We start from the raw sequence: 14,584 nt of genomic DNA, 5'->3' as shown, positions 1-14,584 counted from the left end.
CCGGCGATACCGGCCCATCCGGACCGCCGTAGAGCCCCACGGCTTAAAGCCTTCATCGGGACACCTGGAACTGGAGCGATCGCTCCGAATAGAAAACCGGCGGACCGAAGTTCGGATCCGCCGGGAACTGTTTTAGCGACGAATGCCCAGACGGGTAATCACAGCCGTGTAACGGGCTTCGTCCTTCTTCTTCAGATAGTCCAGAAGCGAACGACGGGTCGACACGAGCGTCAGGAGGCCACGACGGGAGTGGTTGTCCTTCTTGTGGCCCTTGAAGTGCTCGGTCAGGTTGGTGATCCGCTCGGTCAGGATCGCAACCTGGACTTCCGGCGAACCGGTGTCGCCTTCGGTGGTGGCAAATTCCTTGATCAGCGCGGTCTTGCGCTCTGCAGTGATCGACATCGGATGTTCCTTTCGAAAAAGAAGAGATAAAGACGCCATATGCCGGGATGTCGTCCAGCATCGGCCGTGAAAGCAAACGGACACTGCCGTTTTGCTGGCGTGCCTATAGCTTATCCGAAATCAAATGGAAAGCTTTGTTTGTTCTGCCGCCCGGGGCCGGGACGACAGGGATGTCAGTCGCGCGGACTGCGTTTTCTCCAGTCCATCGGGCGGATCACGATGCGGGTCCGGGGATCCCCACTCCAGGTCGCGTGCAGGCCGTGCTTGCCAAGCGCGGCGATGATCCGGCTCGCAATCGCCGGCGCATCGGACTGCGCCTCGGCGAAAGTCCCGAATGCGATGAAGAGTTCGTGGGTTTCAATCGCCGTGTCGACATCCTGCGCATGATAGAATGCGAAGCCGGAGGGATCGAGGCCCTGCGCTTTCAGATCATCGTAAATTTCCGCAGCATCGGACAATCCATCCGACTGTGTCGTGCCCGCATAATGAAGCGCGACAATCCCGGATGCATTCAAGTCCGAGAAAGCGGCCTCCAGCAGGTCCCAGTCCGTCGACCGGGGCCAACCCGCCTCCTCGGCCCGTTTCGCCTTGAACTGTCTTTCGATCTCGCCTGAAAGCCAGTCGCGGCCACCGGGCGTCAGGTCGTCCGGATCGAGATACTCGTCCTCGATCGTCTCTGCCACGCTGTTCGGGGTTTCAAAGCCGCTCCACACGAGCATGCGGATCTCGACGATGGTCTGCCCGCGATCGAAAGAGGGGGCGACGTCCTGCGCTTCAGCACCACCGAGGAACGGCAGCCAGACCGAAAGCAGGGTTGCCAGTCTCTTCATCATCGCACCTGTCCCGTCGGTCCACGAGCGCAGCATCGGCGCTGTCAGCCGAAGACCCGCCGCGGCTTGAATTCGCCGGCACCGATTTCCCCGATTGCGACAAGCTTGCCACCGGCGAAGGCGACGGCGTCGGGCTCGGCGACGGGAGCATCGCGGCCGCGCAGGATGATCGGATTGCCCATGCGCAGACGATGCGCCTGGTCGTCGGAAATGCGGATCGACGGCAGGGCTGCAAGCGCCTCCCCGGTATCGACCAGGAAAGCATCGAGCTTTTCCAGCCGCTCATCGCGATCCTCGATCTCTTCCAATGCGACCAGATCTGCCAGCGGCACCATCATCTCCTCGGCGAAGGGGGCAACGAAAGTGCGGCGCAGATCGGAGATATGGCCGTAGCAGCCGAGATCCCGGCCCATGTCGCGCGCGAGCGAACGGACATAGGTGCCCTTGCCGCACTCGACCTCGAAGAATGCGCTGTTGTCCTCGACCTTCAGCAGATTGAGGCGATGCACCTCGACCTCGCGCGACGGGATCTCGACGGTCTCGCCGTCGCGCGCCAGGTCATAGGCACGCTCGCCGGCGATCTTGATTGCGGAAAACTGCGGCGGAACCTGGCTGATGACGCCGGTATAATTCGGCAGCAAAGCCCGGATATCGTCCTCGCTCGGGCGGATATCGCTACTCTGCGTCACCTCGCCCTCGAGGTCATCGGTCGAGCGTTCCTCACCCCAGGTGACCGCGAATTCGTAGATCTTGCGACCGTCCATGACGTAAGGCACGGTCTTGGTCGCATCGCCGAGGGCGATCGGCAGCATGCCGGAGGCCAGGGGGTCGAGCGTGCCGGCATGGCCCGCCTTCTGGGCATTGAACAGCCATTTGATCTTGCCGACGGCTTCGGTCGAGCCGAAATCCACCGGCTTGTCGAGAATCAGCCAGCCCGAAATCGGGCGGCCCTTGGGCTTGCGTGGTTTGGACATCGGCCCTCAGTTGTCGTCTTGGTCATCATTGTCGTCGAGGTCGCGGGCGACTTCGGGCGAACGCAAAAGCGCATCGATCTTCTGGTAGTTGTCGAAGCTCGTGTCGTCGCGGAAGCGCACGTCCGGCATGTACTTCATCTGCCGGAGTTGCGAGCCCATGCGGCCGCGGATGAATTTGGCATTCCGGTTCAGAGCGTCAATGACCGACTTGTGATCATCCATGCCGAGCGGCGTCACATAGGCGGTCGCGATCTTCAGGTCGGGCGACATGCGCACTTCCGATATCGAAATGACGGCATTCTCGATCTCCGGATCGCGCACCTCGCCACGCTGGAGAACCTGGGTGACGGCGGCACGTACCTGTTCACCCACGCGCAGCATGCGCTGGGACGGTGCGGAAGATGTCGGTCTGGCCATTGTAATCCTGCCTTAAAAGAAGCGAGCGCCGGTCTCCCCGGCGCCCGCCACATTTTCCTTGGAAAGGTCGGCGCCCTTAGAGGGTACGCGTGATGTGCTCTACACGGAAGCACTCGATCACGTCGCCGGCGCGGATGTCTTCGTAGTTTTCGAAGGCCATGCCACATTCCTGGCCGACATTGACTTCCGAAACCTCGTCCTTGAAGCGCTTGAGCGTCTTGAGCTTGCCTTCGTGGATGACAACGTTTTCGCGCAGCAGGCGGACACCGACGCCACGCTCGACCTTGCCTTCGGTAACGCGGCAACCCGCGACCTTGCCGACCTTGGTAATGTTGAACACTTCCAGGATCTCGGCATAGCCGAGGAAGGTTTCGCGGCGCTCCGGCGACAGAAGCCCCGACATCGCCGCCTTAACGTCCTCTACCAGGTCGTAGATGATGTTGTAGTAGCGGATCTCGATGCCGGAACGGGCGGCAGCCTGACGGGCCTGCACGTTGGCACGGACATTGAAGCCGATGATGGCGGCGTCGGATGCCTCGGCCAGCGAGATATCGGATTCGGTGATGGCGCCGACACCTGCATGCACGATGCGGGCGCGAACTTCGTCCGTACCGAGCTTGTCGAGTGCACCCTGGATCGCTTCGATCGAGCCATGCACGTCGCCCTTGATCAGGAGCGGGAACTCCTTGAGGCCGGTCGCCTGCAACTGGCTCATCATCTGCTCGAGCGAACCGCGCGAACCCGACTGACGGGCAGCAGCCTTGTCGCGGGCCAGACGCTGGCGATACTCGGAGATTTCACGGGCCCGGGCTTCGTTCTCGACGACGGCGAACTTGTCGCCGGCATGCGGCGCACCCGACAGGCCGAGGATTTCGACCGGCATGGAGGGCAAGGCTTCCTTGACGTGATCGCCCTGGTCGTTGACCAGTGCGCGAACGCGGCCCCACTGGTCGCCGGCAACGACGATCTGGCCTGGCCGCAGCGTACCGTTCTGAACCAGAACGGTGGCAACGGAGCCGCGACCGCGGTCGAGCTGGGCTTCGATGACCGTGCCTTCCGCCGTGCGGTCGACATTGGCCTTGAGGTCGAGGACTTCGGCCTGCAGCAGGATCGCTTCCAGCAGCTTGTCGAGATTGGTGCCGTTCTTGGCCGACACTTCGACTTCCAGAACGTCACCGCCCATGGTTTCGACGAAGACCTCATGCTGCAGCAGCTGGGTGCGGACCTTCTGCACATCGGCCGAAGGCTTGTCGATCTTGTTGATCGCCACGATGATCGGAACACCCGCTGCCTTGGCATGGTTGATCGATTCGATCGTCTGCGGCATCACGCTGTCATCGGCCGCCACGACCAGAATGGCAATGTCGGTCGCCTGCGCACCGCGGGCACGCATGGCGGTGAACGCGGCGTGACCGGGGGTATCGATGAAGGTGATCTTCTGGCCGTTCTGTTCGACCTGATAGGCACCGATATGCTGGGTGATGCCACCGGCTTCACCGGAGACCACATTGGCATGACGGATGGCGTCGAGCAGCGAGGTCTTGCCATGGTCGACGTGACCCATGATGGTCACCACCGGCGCACGCGACGTCAGAGCGCTGTCGTCATCGACGACGTTGAAGATACCTTCCTCGACATCGGATTCGGAAACGCGCTTGACGGTGTGGCCGAATTCGGTGGCAATCAGTTCGGCGAGGTCGGCGTCGATGACGTCGCCCGGCTTCATCATCTGACCTTCCTTCATCAGGTACTTGATGACGTCAACGGCCCGTTCGGACATACGCTGCGACAGTTCCTGAATGGTGATGGTCTCGGGCAGGATGACTTCGCGAATGATCTTTTCGCGTGGCTCCTGCGCCTGGCTGCGGCGGAACTTCTCCTGACGGCGGCGCATGGCGGCCATGGAGCGACCGCGCGACGCGCCATCGTCATCGACACCGGCCGTGCTGATGGTCAGCTTGCCGCGCCGACGCTCTTCCTCGCCCTTCGGACGTGCCGGCGGCTTGGCCGGCGGCGGTGTTGCCACGCGGCCGCGACCCGGGATCGTGCGAACCGACTTGCGGTCGTCGTCCTCTTCGGCGCCAGCCTTGCGGCCACGCAGGACCGGCGGCTCGCCGGGAACGCGCTGCTGGTCAGCCGGACGCCGCACGGCTCCGGCGGCCGGTGCTTCAGCGGCGGCGGCAACTGATGCTGCCGGCTGCGCAGCCTCTTCGGCCGCACGCTGCTTGGCTTCTTCGGCGGCGCGCTTTTCTTCTTCGATCCGGGCCAGACGGGCCTGTTCTTCCTCGACCTGACGGCGAGCCTCGTCTTCCGCACGACGCTTGGCGTCGACAACTTCACGGGCCTGCGCCTCAACCAGGGCGCGGCGACGCGCTTCCATCTCGTTGGAGGACAGGTCGTGCAGAACCGCACCGCGCGGACGCTGCGGCTGAACGGGGCGCGACGAGCGGTTTTGCGACGGCTGCGACGGGCGCTGGGGCTGCTGAGTCGGGCGGGCCTGCTGCGTCACCGGACGCGGAGCCGCCGGCGCTGCAGGTTCTGCGGCGCGGGGCGCTGCCGGTGCGGCAGGTGTCGCCGCCGGCGTTGCTGCCGGGGCAGCCTCGGCGACAGGGGCCGGCGTCTGCGGCGGCGTCTGTGTGGGCTTCTCATCTTCCGGCCGGGTCACCCGGCGCTTGCGGGTCTCGACGACCACCGCCTTGGTTCGACCACGACCCATATCCTGGCGCACGGTGCCCTGGCTCACGCCCGATGGCTTGAGTGAAAGGGTTTTCTTGCCCGCTACGCTGATTGTCTTGTCGTCTTTACTGTCGGTCATACCGTTCCCGTTCCTTCAGACCGGGACGATGACACCATCAGTCCTGGTCGTACAATTCCTGTCGTCTGCGGCAGGGTCCGGCCAGCGCCGGTCGCCACATCATCGTTCGGTCGCGCCGGCGGCGTCCTTTTGCTCAGGACGGCCAGTCCGATAGCGCTCCAGCAGGTTTGCGCGTCTCACTACACCCTCACCTGCCTGCCCTGCAAGCGTTGCGCCATGGATAAACGCATTCTCGCCTAACAGAGCGTCCATTTCTTCTCCCGAGAGGAGCTTGAACGCCGGAATCTCCGCCGCCGTCTCCATTCCCAGATGCCGGGCCTTGCGGGCCTGGTCGATTTTTCTGACCCCGTCGGCGGCGGCGGCCTTGGAGTGAAAGACGGCGATCGCCTCACCACTCCTGACGGCCAGTTCCACCTTGGCGGCGCCGGTCACGAACTGCCCGGCCTTGCGCGCCATATGGATCATCCCGGCGAACTGGCTTGCCAGAAGCCGGTCCACCAGTTCCCCGAGGTCGGGGGATGCCTTCACATCGGCCTTCAGGCCGCGGGCAAAGGCTTTCTTCGCGACGGCCTTGTCGACCGTCTCGCGGCTCGCCGTCACCCAGCAGCCGCGCCCGGGAAGCTCGCGCTTCAGGTCTGGCACGACCTGACCATCCGGCCCTGCCACAAAACGGATCAGGGTCTCCGGCGTTCCGGACGTGCGGGTAACGATGCAGGTTCGACCATTCACGGCCTCCTCCCTCGCCTCGTCACGTTCCGCGACCAGATGATCCGTCCTGCGGGTCATACCTTCAACGGTCCTGCGGGGCCTCGGCCTCTACGGCCTCAGCTTCGGCTTCTTCGTCGACTTCCGGTTCCGCATCGGCCGTCAGATCGTCTTCAGTGATCCAGCCGACAGCCAGACGCGCCTGAACGACCATGTTTTCCGCTTCGGCACGCGAAACGTCGAACTTGGAGAACAGCCCGTCGAATTTCTTCGTCTCGCCGTTCTTGCGCTCGGTCCAGCCGACCAGATCGTCCGCGGCGCAGCCGGCGAAATCCTCGACCGTCTTGATGCCGTCTTCGCCGAGCGCGACCATCATCTGCGAGGTCATGCCGTCGATCTGGCGCAATTCGTCGGAGACGCCGAGCTCCTGACGCTTGGCGTCGAATTCGGCTTCGATCTTCTCCAGATATTCGCGGGCACGGGCCTGGATCTCGTTCGCTGTATCGTCGTCGAAACCGTCGATCGAGGCGATTTCGTCGAGTTCGACGTAAGCCAGTTCCTCGACCTGGGCAAAGCCCTCGGAGGCCAGAACCTGACCGACCATCTCATCGACGTCGAGTGCATCCATGAAGAGATTGGTGCGCTCGTTGAATTCCTTCTGACGACGCTCGGACTCTTCGGCTTCCGTCATGATGTCGATGTCCCAGCCGGTCAGCTGCGACGCAAGACGAACGTTCTGGCCGCGACGACCGATGGCGAGCGAAAGCTGCTCGTCCGGCACCACGACTTCGATACGCTCGGCATCCTCGTCGAGCACCACCTTGGCAACTTCGGCCGGCTGCAGTGCGTTGACGATGAACGAGGCCGGGTCCTGGCTCCACGGAATGATATCGATCTTCTCGCCCTGCAGCTCGCCGACGACCGCCTGGACTCGGCTACCGCGCATACCGACGCAGGCGCCGACCGGATCGATCGACGAGTCGTTCGATATCACCGCGATCTTGGCGCGCGAACCCGGGTCACGGGCAACCGACTTGATCTGGATGATGCCGTCGTAGATTTCGGGCACTTCCATGGTGAACAGCTTCACCATGAACTGCGGATGGGTCCGCGACAGGAAGATCTGCGGGCCGCGCTGCTCGCGACGCACGTCATATACGTATGCGCGGACGCGATCGCCATAGCGGAAGGCTTCGCGCGGGATCATTTCGTCGCGGCGGATAATGCCTTCGCCACGGCCGAGATCGACGATCACATTGCCGTATTCGACGCGCTTGACGCTGCCGTTGACGATTTCGCCGACGCGGTCCTTGTATTCGTCGAACTGACGGTCACGCTCGGCTTCGCGCACCTTCTGCACGATGACCTGCTTGGCCGACTGGGCGGCGATGCGGCCGAAATCCATCGGCGGCAGCGGATCGGCGATGAAATCACCGAGCTTGGCGTCCGGGTTGCGGTCACGGGCAAGCTCGATCGCGATCTGCGTCGCATAGTCTTCGACCTGCTCGACAACCTCGAGGAGGCGCTGCAGACGGATCTCGCCGGTCTTGGAATTGATGTCGGCGCGAATATTGGTTTCGCTGCCGTAGCGAGAACGCGCGGCCTTCTGGATCGCGTCGGCCATGGCCGCGAGCACGATCTCGCGGTCGATTACCTTTTCACGGGCAACCGCGTCCGCGATCTGCAAAAGTTCGAGCCGGTTTGCACTGACTGCCATTGTCTTTCGTCTCCGTCTGCGTGCCGGGCCCTTGTGGTTAAGCGGCCCTTGCTCAATCGGTTTAGTCTTCGTCGCTGTCTTCGTCGTCTTCGCCGTTCTGATTGGCGGCAGCGGCACGGGCCAGCTTGTCCGCCTTCAGGGCGTCGCGAATGAGGTCGTCGGTCAGGATCAGCTTGGCTTCGGCCAGCGTGTTGAACGGGATGGTGACCGTCGGCTCTTCGCCATAGGCCACCTGATCACGCTCGAGACTGAAGCCTTCGGCATCAACACTGACGATCTTGCCGCGAAAACGCTTGCGGTTGTCGACCAGGATGGACGTCTCGCATTTGAGAATATGTCCCTGCCAGCGTTCGAAATCGGACTTGCGAACCATGGGCCTGTCGATACCGGGGGAGGATACTTCCAGATGATAGGCCTTGTCGACCGGATCCTCGACATCGAGCACCGGCGAGATCGCCATGGACAGCTGTTCGCAGTCCTCGACCGCCATCGTCCCGTCGAAACGCTCGGCCATGATCTGCAGGGTGAAGCCGTTCTGGTTCATCAAGCGCACGCGCACAAGGCGATAGCCCAGATCAAGCGCTACCGGCTCGATGATTTCGGCAACGCGCCGGTCCGTTCCGGTCTCGACGATCAGCCTGGGTTCGTTATCGTTTGGCGTGGCGTTCGACAATCATGTCCTCCTCGGCCCGCATGGCCGCCTGGATCTGTTGCCAACAAAAAAGAGCGGGTCCGGGAGGGCCCACTCTTCATCTGGCGATCAAGAATTTAACGGGCTTATACGCCAGACTTTCAGCAATTGCAAGTTTGCGAAATCCGATCGGCTCGACAGGGAACGCGACCCTTTGCTGCATAAAAAATAAGCGCAATCTGAAGAAATGCAAGAGAACAGATAGGCAGGTTTCCGCTTTCTGCCCTATATCTCTAACCCTCACCGATTCTTTTTCCCGGATCCGACTGTGCCCGACAGACGTTCGCCATTGGCGCCATTACAGAACACCGTTTTCAGAACCATCTGGATGGCGAGTATCGCGTCGAATTTCGGGGCCCTGATCCAGGATGTCGGCGCTGCCTGGATGATGACGTCGATCTCGACCTCGGCCGGAATGGTGGCGCTCGTGCAGGCGTCCAACACCGCGCCGATCATGCTGCTGTCGCTGGTGGCGGGGGCGCTTGCCGACGGTTACAATCGCCGGCGCGTGCTGGTCACCGTTCAGCTCTTCCTGCTCACCGTCTCCGCCCTCTTGGCCGTCATCACCTATCTCGGGCTGATCACCCCCTGGTTGCTGCTGGCCTTCACCTTCCTGATCGGCTGCGGCACGGCGATGAACAACCCGTCATGGCAGGCCTCCGTCGGCGACATCGTCGGTCGCGAAGACCTGCCGGCCGCCGTCTCGCTGAACAGCATCGGCTTCAACATCACCCGCAGCGTCGGGCCTGCCATCGGCGGCATCATCGTCGCGGTGGCCGGCGCGGCCATGGCCTTTGCGATCAATGCCGTCAGCTATCTGGCGATGATCTATGCGCTGTTTCGCTGGAAGCCGGTCTATCCGAATGCGACCCTGCCGCGCGAAAACCTGGTGCGGGCGATCGGCGCCGGCCTGCGCTATGTCTCGATGTCGCCAAACCTGATGAAGGTGATGTTTCGCGGCTTCTTCTTCGGCTTTGCCGCCATGTCGATCCTGTCGCTGCTGCCGATCGTGGCGCGCGAGACGCTGGCGGGCGGCCCGCTTGTCTATGGCGGGCTGCTCGGTGCCTATGGTCTGGGGGCTGTCGCCGGTGCGCTCGCCAATGGCCGCATCCGCGAATTGCTGTCCAGCGAGGATATCGTGCGCTGTTCGTTCGCCGGCTTTGCCATTGCGGCGGCCGTATCGGGCGCCAGCGGCTATTTCTGGATCACGGCGCCGGCGTTGTTCCTGGCCGGGGGCTGCTGGGTGCTTTCGCTATCGCTGTTCAACACCCTCGTCCAGCTCTCGACCCCGCGCTGGGTCGTTGGCCGGGCATTGTCGCTCTATCAGACCGCGACCTTCGGCGGCATGGCGCTCGGCAGCTGGAACTGGGGCGTCCTGGCGGAAAACTACGGCGTCGACATCGCGCTGTTTGCCTCGGCGGCCATGCTGCTCGTCGGCATCGGCGTCGGCTTCCTGCTCGCCATGCCGAGCTTCGGCGCGCTCGACCTCGACCCGCTCAACCGGTTCAACGAGCCGCCGCTCGAACTCGATATCAAGCCCAGAAGCGGCCCGATCGTCATCCAGATCGACTACGAGATCCACGATCCGGATCTGGAGGAATTCCTGCTGCTGATGACCGAACGCCGACGCATCCGCATCCGCGACGGCGCGCGCAACTGGACGCTGATGCGCGATCTGGAAAACCCCGACATCTGGACCGAGACCTATCACACGCCGACCTGGGTCGAATATGTCCGGCACAATCATCGCCGCACCAAGGCCGACGCCGAGACCTTCGACCGCCTGATCGCGCTTCACCGCGGCAAGGAACGCCCGCGGGTGCACCGGATGATCGAGCGCCAGGCCATCCGCCACACCGACGACGTGTTCCACCAGGTGCATTTCCCGCCCGACCACTGACGGGGGGGCGGAGAATGGCCCGTCAGCGCAGCTTCGACTTCAGCGAGGCATCGGGAAAACAGGTCGGCTTGAGACCGGCCTTGGCCTGCCATTCGCCGAGCGAGCGGCGGGTCTTGTAACCGGCCAGCCCATCGACCGTTCCGACATCATAGCCCTCGGCGACCAGCGCCTTCTGCATGGCAAGCACGTCCGAGCGCAGCATCTTGCCGACTTCGCCCCACGGCGCGTCGAAGGCGCCGCTGCCGTAGGCGATGCGATCCGCCAGATTACCGATGAAGAGCGCGTAGAGATCGGAGTTATTGTACTCCTTCAGCACGTAGAAATTCGGCGTGACGACGAATTCCGGCCCGTCGGTGCCGGCCGGCACGAGCATCATGCCCTGGGCCTTCAGCTCGCTCGAAGGGAAGGCCTTGCCGGAAATGCGGGTGATCCCCTGCTTCGTCCAGCCGGAAATCGGCCTGGCTCTGTCAGGCCCTTCCTGGGCGCAGGTCACGCCTTTCGGGATCGTCACCTCATAGCCCCAGTCGCGGCCGCGCTGCCAGCCTTTTTGCGATAGATAGTTGGCGATGGACGCGAGCGCGTCGGGCGTCGAATCCCAGATGTCGCGATGACCGTCGCCATCGAAATCCACGGCATATTGCAGGAAGCTGGACGGCATGAATTGCGGCTGACCGAGCGCGCCGGCCCAGGACCCGCGCATTTCGGCGGCCGTGACATCCCGGCTGTCGACGATGTGAAGGGCGGCGATCAGTTCGCCGAAAAACAGGTCCTTGCGGGTCGACATGAAGGCCTTGGTCGCCAGCACCTCGATGGCCGGATAGGGCAGCTTCGCCCGGCCATAGCCCGTCTCGCGGCCCCAGATGGCGATCACGATCCGTCCGGGCACTCCGTATTTCGCCTCGATCTTCTTCAGCACGCCGCCGTATTGGCCATAGAGCGCGCGCCCGCTGGCGGCCAGACCGCGAAGCCGGTTCTCGGAGAAATAGGCGCCCGGCGCGGAAAACTCGGCCTGGCTTTGCGGCCTTTCCTTCGGTGGCGTCGTGCCGGGCGGCACCAGATCCGGCAGCGACCAGTTGAGATGCAGATCGGCCGTGGCACTGTCGAAACCCTTGCGGGTGACGCCCGCCTTTTGCGCGGCCGGCCACAGATCGCTGGCAAGCCAGCTCTGAAACTGGCGCTCGACGGACGATTTGTCGACCGCCCCGGCAAGAGACGGCATCAGGATCAAGGTGAGCGCGACAAGCAGGCTTCGAAATGTCATCGGATTTCTGTCTCCCGGCGAACCTCTGGCAGGTCCGCCTCCTCAAATGCGAATGTCAGATCGCCGTGCGGGACCGCAAGGCGGCGGAAAGCGTGCCCTCGTCCAGATAGTCGAGTTCGCCACCGACCGGGACGCCATGGGCCAGCCGGGTGATCTTCACCTCCATGCCGGCGAGATGGTCGATGATGTAATGCGCGGTCGTCTGCCCCTCGATCGTGGCATTGACGGCGATGATCACCTCGCGAATGCCGCCTTCTGCGACACGGTCGATCAGCCCCTTGATATTCAGGTCGTCGGGGCCGACGCCTTCGAGCGGCGACAGCGTGCCGCCGAGCACGTGATAGGCGGCATTCATTGCGCCGGCCCGCTCCAGCGCCCAGAGATCGGAGACATCCTCGACGACGATGATCATGGTCTGGTCGCGCCGGTCGTCATTGCACACCGTGCAGGGATCGGAGGTATCGACATTGCCGCAGCGCGAGCAGATGATGACCTTGTCGTGGGCCTCGCCGATCGCCCGGGCGAGAGGACCCATCAACTGGTCCTTCTTCTTGATCATGTGCAGCGCCGCGCGGCGGGCCGAGCGGGGGCCGAGCCCCGGCACCTTTGCCAGCAACTGAATAAGTTTTTCGATTTCGGGACCGGTGACTCGCTTTGCCATTGGCCGCTTGTAGACCATATCTTTGGCAAACGGAATCTCTTTGCCAAACGGAATAGCCTCGGGAGTTGCTGCCATGAAGATCCTCGCCATCTGTCTCGGCACGCCGAAAGCGGTGCCCGGCAAACGCTTCAAGAGCGGCATCTGGAAGAGCCCGCGGAATGCGGCCGTGATGGTCGACGCGGAGGGCCTCGTCGGCGACGCCATCTGCAACCGCGACCATCACGGCGGGCCGGACCAGGCGGTCTATGTCGAGGGTGGCGAAACGCTGAAATGGTGGGAGAGCGAACTGGGATACCCGCTGGAGCCCGGCGCATTCGGCGAAAACCTGGTGATCGAGGGGCTCGACAATCGCGATCTGGGCGCCGGCGACCGCCTCGTCATCGGCGATGTCGTGCTGGAGGCGACGGCACCGCGCACCCCCTGTGCGACCTTTGCCGCCAAGATGGACGACCCGATGTTCGTCAAGCGCTATACCCGGGCCGGCCGGGCCGGGGCCTATTTCCGGGTGATCACGCCGGGACTTCTCGAAGCCGGGCAGACGGTGGACTACCGCCCTTATGGCGGAGATCGCGTGACCATCCCGCAGATGATGGAGGCAATTGCCAGTCGACCGGACACGGCCCAGCGCACCCGCCTCCTCGATGCACCCATCAGCATCCGGCTGAGAAGCTTCTTCGAAAAGCAGGTTCCGTAGATTATTACCGGCAAGGCGCAATCGTCTGCGCCTTGCCATATGATTGTTTTTATTGGCACTTTGTGAAAGACGTCGGGTCCCGCTTTTGCCGGAACCGTTTCAGGATGCCAGGCGTGCCGGTTCCGGCCAGGCCTTCACCCCACCCGTCCAGGTCTCGAAGGCCTTGGAGAGTTTCAGCACCCGCATGTCGTCGAAGCGCGGACCGACGATCTGCAGGCCGATCGGCATGCCGGATTTCGAAAAGCCGCAATTGATCGAGGCTGCCGGCTGTTCCGACATGTTCCATGGCACGGTGAAGCAGATGTGCTCGAAGGGGCGCTCCGGGTCGTTGGTAGGTGAGGCCCAGTCGGCGGCATAGGAGACCACCGGATTGGTCGGCGACAGGACCGCATCGACCGTGGTGAACAGCAGACCACAGGCCTTGCGCATCTCGATCGTCTGGTTGAAGCCCTTGACGGCATCGACCCCGGAGATGTCGGCGCCCTTTTCTGCCCAGGAATAGATGTAGGGCAGGATCTTCTCGCGGCGCTCGGCAGGCAAGGTCGCGATATCGCCCCAGAACCGCGCGCGCCAGAACTTGTCGAGACCGTCGAGCATCGCGCGTGTCAGCACCGGTTCGACCGGAAGGATCACGGCGCCTGCCTCCTCGAAGCGCCGGGCGGCAGCCAGCACCGCGTCGCGGATCTCCGGCTCGGCCGCGATCCCGCAGCCGGCGTCGAGCATCACCCCGATCTTCATCCCGCGCAGGTCGATCTCGAGGTCCATCCAGTCGAAGTCGTTCGGCGGCAGGCTCGTGCCGTCGCGCCAGTCCGGCCGCGACAGGGTGGCCATGGCGATGGCGGCATCGTCGACATAGCGGGTCATCGGTCCGGCGCAGCGCCCGACATAATAGGGATCGACCGGAATGCGGCCCTGGCTCGGCTTGAATCCGAACAGACCGGTCCAGCCGGCCGGCAGCCGTACCGAGCCGCCGATATCCGTGCCGATATGCAAGGGTCCGTATTTGGCAGCGCCCGCGGCGGCGGCACCGGCGCTGGAGCCGCCCGGGTTCTGGGTGAGGTCCCAGGGATTGCGGCTGAGTGGATGGAAGCTCGACAGGCCGGACGACAGCATGCCGTAATCGGGACAGGTGGTCTTGGCGAAGATCACCGCGCCATCTTCCTTCATCCGGGCAGCGATCGGGGCATCCGTCGCTGCCGGCGTGAGTTCGACGGCCGCTGTGCCGAGCGGTACCGGCACGCCTTTCGTGGCGATCAACTCCTTCAGCGTCGCCGGAATACCATCGAGCACACCCCTCGGATCATCCCGCAGCCAGCGCTCCGTCGAGGCACGCGCCTGTTCGCGCGCGCTTTTCGGATCATAGGCATAGAGCGCCTTGATCGCCGGTTCGAACGCCTCGATCCTCTTTTCGACCACCTGCCAGTAATCCAGCGGCGACAGCGTCTTGGCACGATACAGGCCCAATAATTCCTTGATGCTCAGATCCAGTAAGTCCGTCATGCAAATGCCTCGTGGGG

13 protein-coding genes are annotated in these 14,584 nt (G+C 63.3%); 2 read left to right on the top strand and 11 right to left on the bottom strand.

Features of this window, described 5'->3' with window-relative positions; all coding sequences use genetic code 11:
• Positions 1–132: 132 nt before the first annotated feature.
• The 8 genes from rpsO to rimP form a co-directional block, all read right to left on the bottom strand.
• Complete coding sequence (gene rpsO / locus J2Z17_RS15250) at positions 133–402, bottom strand: 30S ribosomal protein S15 (RefSeq protein ID WP_209946488.1); 270 nt, start codon at positions 400–402, stop codon at positions 133–135.
• 173 nt (positions 403–575) lie between these two features.
• Positions 576–1,235 (bottom strand): DUF6891 domain-containing protein, encoded by a 660-nt coding sequence (locus J2Z17_RS15245; protein WP_209946487.1) that lies wholly within the window; start codon positions 1,233–1,235, stop codon positions 576–578.
• Positions 1,236–1,276: 41 nt separating this feature from the next.
• Positions 1,277–2,206 (bottom strand): tRNA pseudouridine(55) synthase TruB, encoded by a 930-nt coding sequence (truB, locus tag J2Z17_RS15240; protein ID WP_209946486.1) that lies wholly within the window; start codon positions 2,204–2,206, stop codon positions 1,277–1,279.
• 6 nt (positions 2,207–2,212) lie between these two features.
• Positions 2,213–2,623, bottom strand: a complete 411-nt coding sequence (rbfA, locus tag J2Z17_RS15235) for a 30S ribosome-binding factor RbfA (RefSeq protein WP_209946485.1) — start codon at positions 2,621–2,623, stop codon at positions 2,213–2,215.
• Between the two features lie 76 nt (positions 2,624–2,699).
• Complete coding sequence (gene infB / locus J2Z17_RS15230) at positions 2,700–5,438, bottom strand: translation initiation factor IF-2 (RefSeq protein WP_209946484.1); 2,739 nt, start codon at positions 5,436–5,438, stop codon at positions 2,700–2,702.
• Between the two features lie 99 nt (positions 5,439–5,537).
• Positions 5,538–6,224, bottom strand: a complete 687-nt coding sequence (locus tag J2Z17_RS15225; protein ID WP_209946483.1) for an RNA-binding protein — start codon at positions 6,222–6,224, stop codon at positions 5,538–5,540.
• A 4-nt stretch (positions 6,225–6,228) separates the two neighbouring features.
• Positions 6,229–7,860, bottom strand: coding sequence for a transcription termination factor NusA (gene nusA, locus J2Z17_RS15220; RefSeq protein ID WP_209946482.1), 1,632 nt, complete (start codon positions 7,858–7,860; stop codon positions 6,229–6,231).
• A gap of 61 nt (positions 7,861–7,921) precedes the next feature.
• Positions 7,922–8,533, bottom strand: a complete 612-nt coding sequence (gene rimP / locus J2Z17_RS15215; protein WP_209946481.1) for a ribosome maturation factor RimP — start codon at positions 8,531–8,533, stop codon at positions 7,922–7,924.
• A 286-nt stretch (positions 8,534–8,819) separates the two neighbouring features.
• Between rimP and J2Z17_RS15210 the strand changes: the two genes are divergently transcribed.
• Positions 8,820–10,451: an MFS transporter gene (locus J2Z17_RS15210; protein ID WP_209946480.1), complete on the top strand. Its 1,632-nt coding sequence runs from the start codon at positions 8,820–8,822 to the stop codon at positions 10,449–10,451.
• Between the two features lie 22 nt (positions 10,452–10,473).
• On the opposite strand, the gene J2Z17_RS15205 is transcribed toward J2Z17_RS15210, so the two are convergent.
• On the bottom strand, positions 10,474–11,670 hold the full coding sequence (locus J2Z17_RS15205) for a lytic murein transglycosylase (protein WP_245224153.1): 1,197 nt from the start codon (positions 11,668–11,670) through the stop codon (positions 10,474–10,476).
• 97 nt (positions 11,671–11,767) lie between these two features.
• Positions 11,768–12,373: a recombination mediator RecR gene (gene recR, locus J2Z17_RS15200; protein WP_209946478.1), complete on the bottom strand. Its 606-nt coding sequence runs from the start codon at positions 12,371–12,373 to the stop codon at positions 11,768–11,770.
• Between the two features lie 73 nt (positions 12,374–12,446).
• Between recR and J2Z17_RS15195 the strand changes: the two genes are divergently transcribed.
• Complete coding sequence (locus J2Z17_RS15195) at positions 12,447–13,067, top strand: MOSC domain-containing protein (RefSeq protein WP_209946477.1); 621 nt, start codon at positions 12,447–12,449, stop codon at positions 13,065–13,067.
• A gap of 99 nt (positions 13,068–13,166) precedes the next feature.
• Here J2Z17_RS15195 and J2Z17_RS15190 read toward each other — a convergent pair whose 3' ends face one another.
• A complete protein-coding gene (locus J2Z17_RS15190) occupies positions 13,167–14,567 on the bottom strand; it encodes an amidase (protein WP_209946476.1) in 1,401 nt (466 codons plus the stop codon).
• Between the last annotated feature and the right edge of the window lie 17 nt (positions 14,568–14,584).

It is taken from the genome of Heterorhizobium halophytocola, assembly GCF_017873095.1.
Taxonomy (GTDB): domain Bacteria; phylum Pseudomonadota; class Alphaproteobacteria; order Rhizobiales; family Rhizobiaceae; genus Allorhizobium; species Allorhizobium halophytocola.
This window is presented reverse-complemented; position numbering and strand designations above follow the sequence as displayed.

Excerpts from the sequence above, each read along its gene's own strand:
- rpsO (WP_209946488.1), bottom strand. The coding sequence starts at position 402 with ATGTCGATCACTGCAGAGCGCAAGACCGCGCTGATCAAGGAATTTGCC.
- J2Z17_RS15245 (WP_209946487.1), bottom strand. The coding sequence starts at position 1,235 with ATGATGAAGAGACTGGCAACCCTGCTTTCGGTCTGGCTGCCGTTCCTC.
- truB (WP_209946486.1), bottom strand. The coding sequence starts at position 2,206 with ATGTCCAAACCACGCAAGCCCAAGGGCCGCCCGATTTCGGGCTGGCTG.
- rbfA (WP_209946485.1), bottom strand. The coding sequence starts at position 2,623 with ATGGCCAGACCGACATCTTCCGCACCGTCCCAGCGCATGCTGCGCGTG.
- infB (WP_209946484.1), bottom strand. The coding sequence starts at position 5,438 with ATGACCGACAGTAAAGACGACAAGACAATCAGCGTAGCGGGCAAGAAA.
- J2Z17_RS15225 (WP_209946483.1), bottom strand. The coding sequence starts at position 6,224 with ATGACCCGCAGGACGGATCATCTGGTCGCGGAACGTGACGAGGCGAGG.
- nusA (WP_209946482.1), bottom strand. The coding sequence starts at position 7,860 with ATGGCAGTCAGTGCAAACCGGCTCGAACTTTTGCAGATCGCGGACGCG.
- J2Z17_RS15205 (WP_245224153.1), bottom strand. The coding sequence starts at position 11,670 with ATGCCGTCTCTTGCCGGGGCGGTCGACAAATCGTCCGTCGAGCGCCAG.
- recR (WP_209946478.1), bottom strand. The coding sequence starts at position 12,373 with ATGGCAAAGCGAGTCACCGGTCCCGAAATCGAAAAACTTATTCAGTTG.
- J2Z17_RS15195 (WP_209946477.1), top strand. The coding sequence starts at position 12,447 with ATGAAGATCCTCGCCATCTGTCTCGGCACGCCGAAAGCGGTGCCCGGC.
- J2Z17_RS15190 (WP_209946476.1), bottom strand. The coding sequence starts at position 14,567 with ATGACGGACTTACTGGATCTGAGCATCAAGGAATTATTGGGCCTGTAT.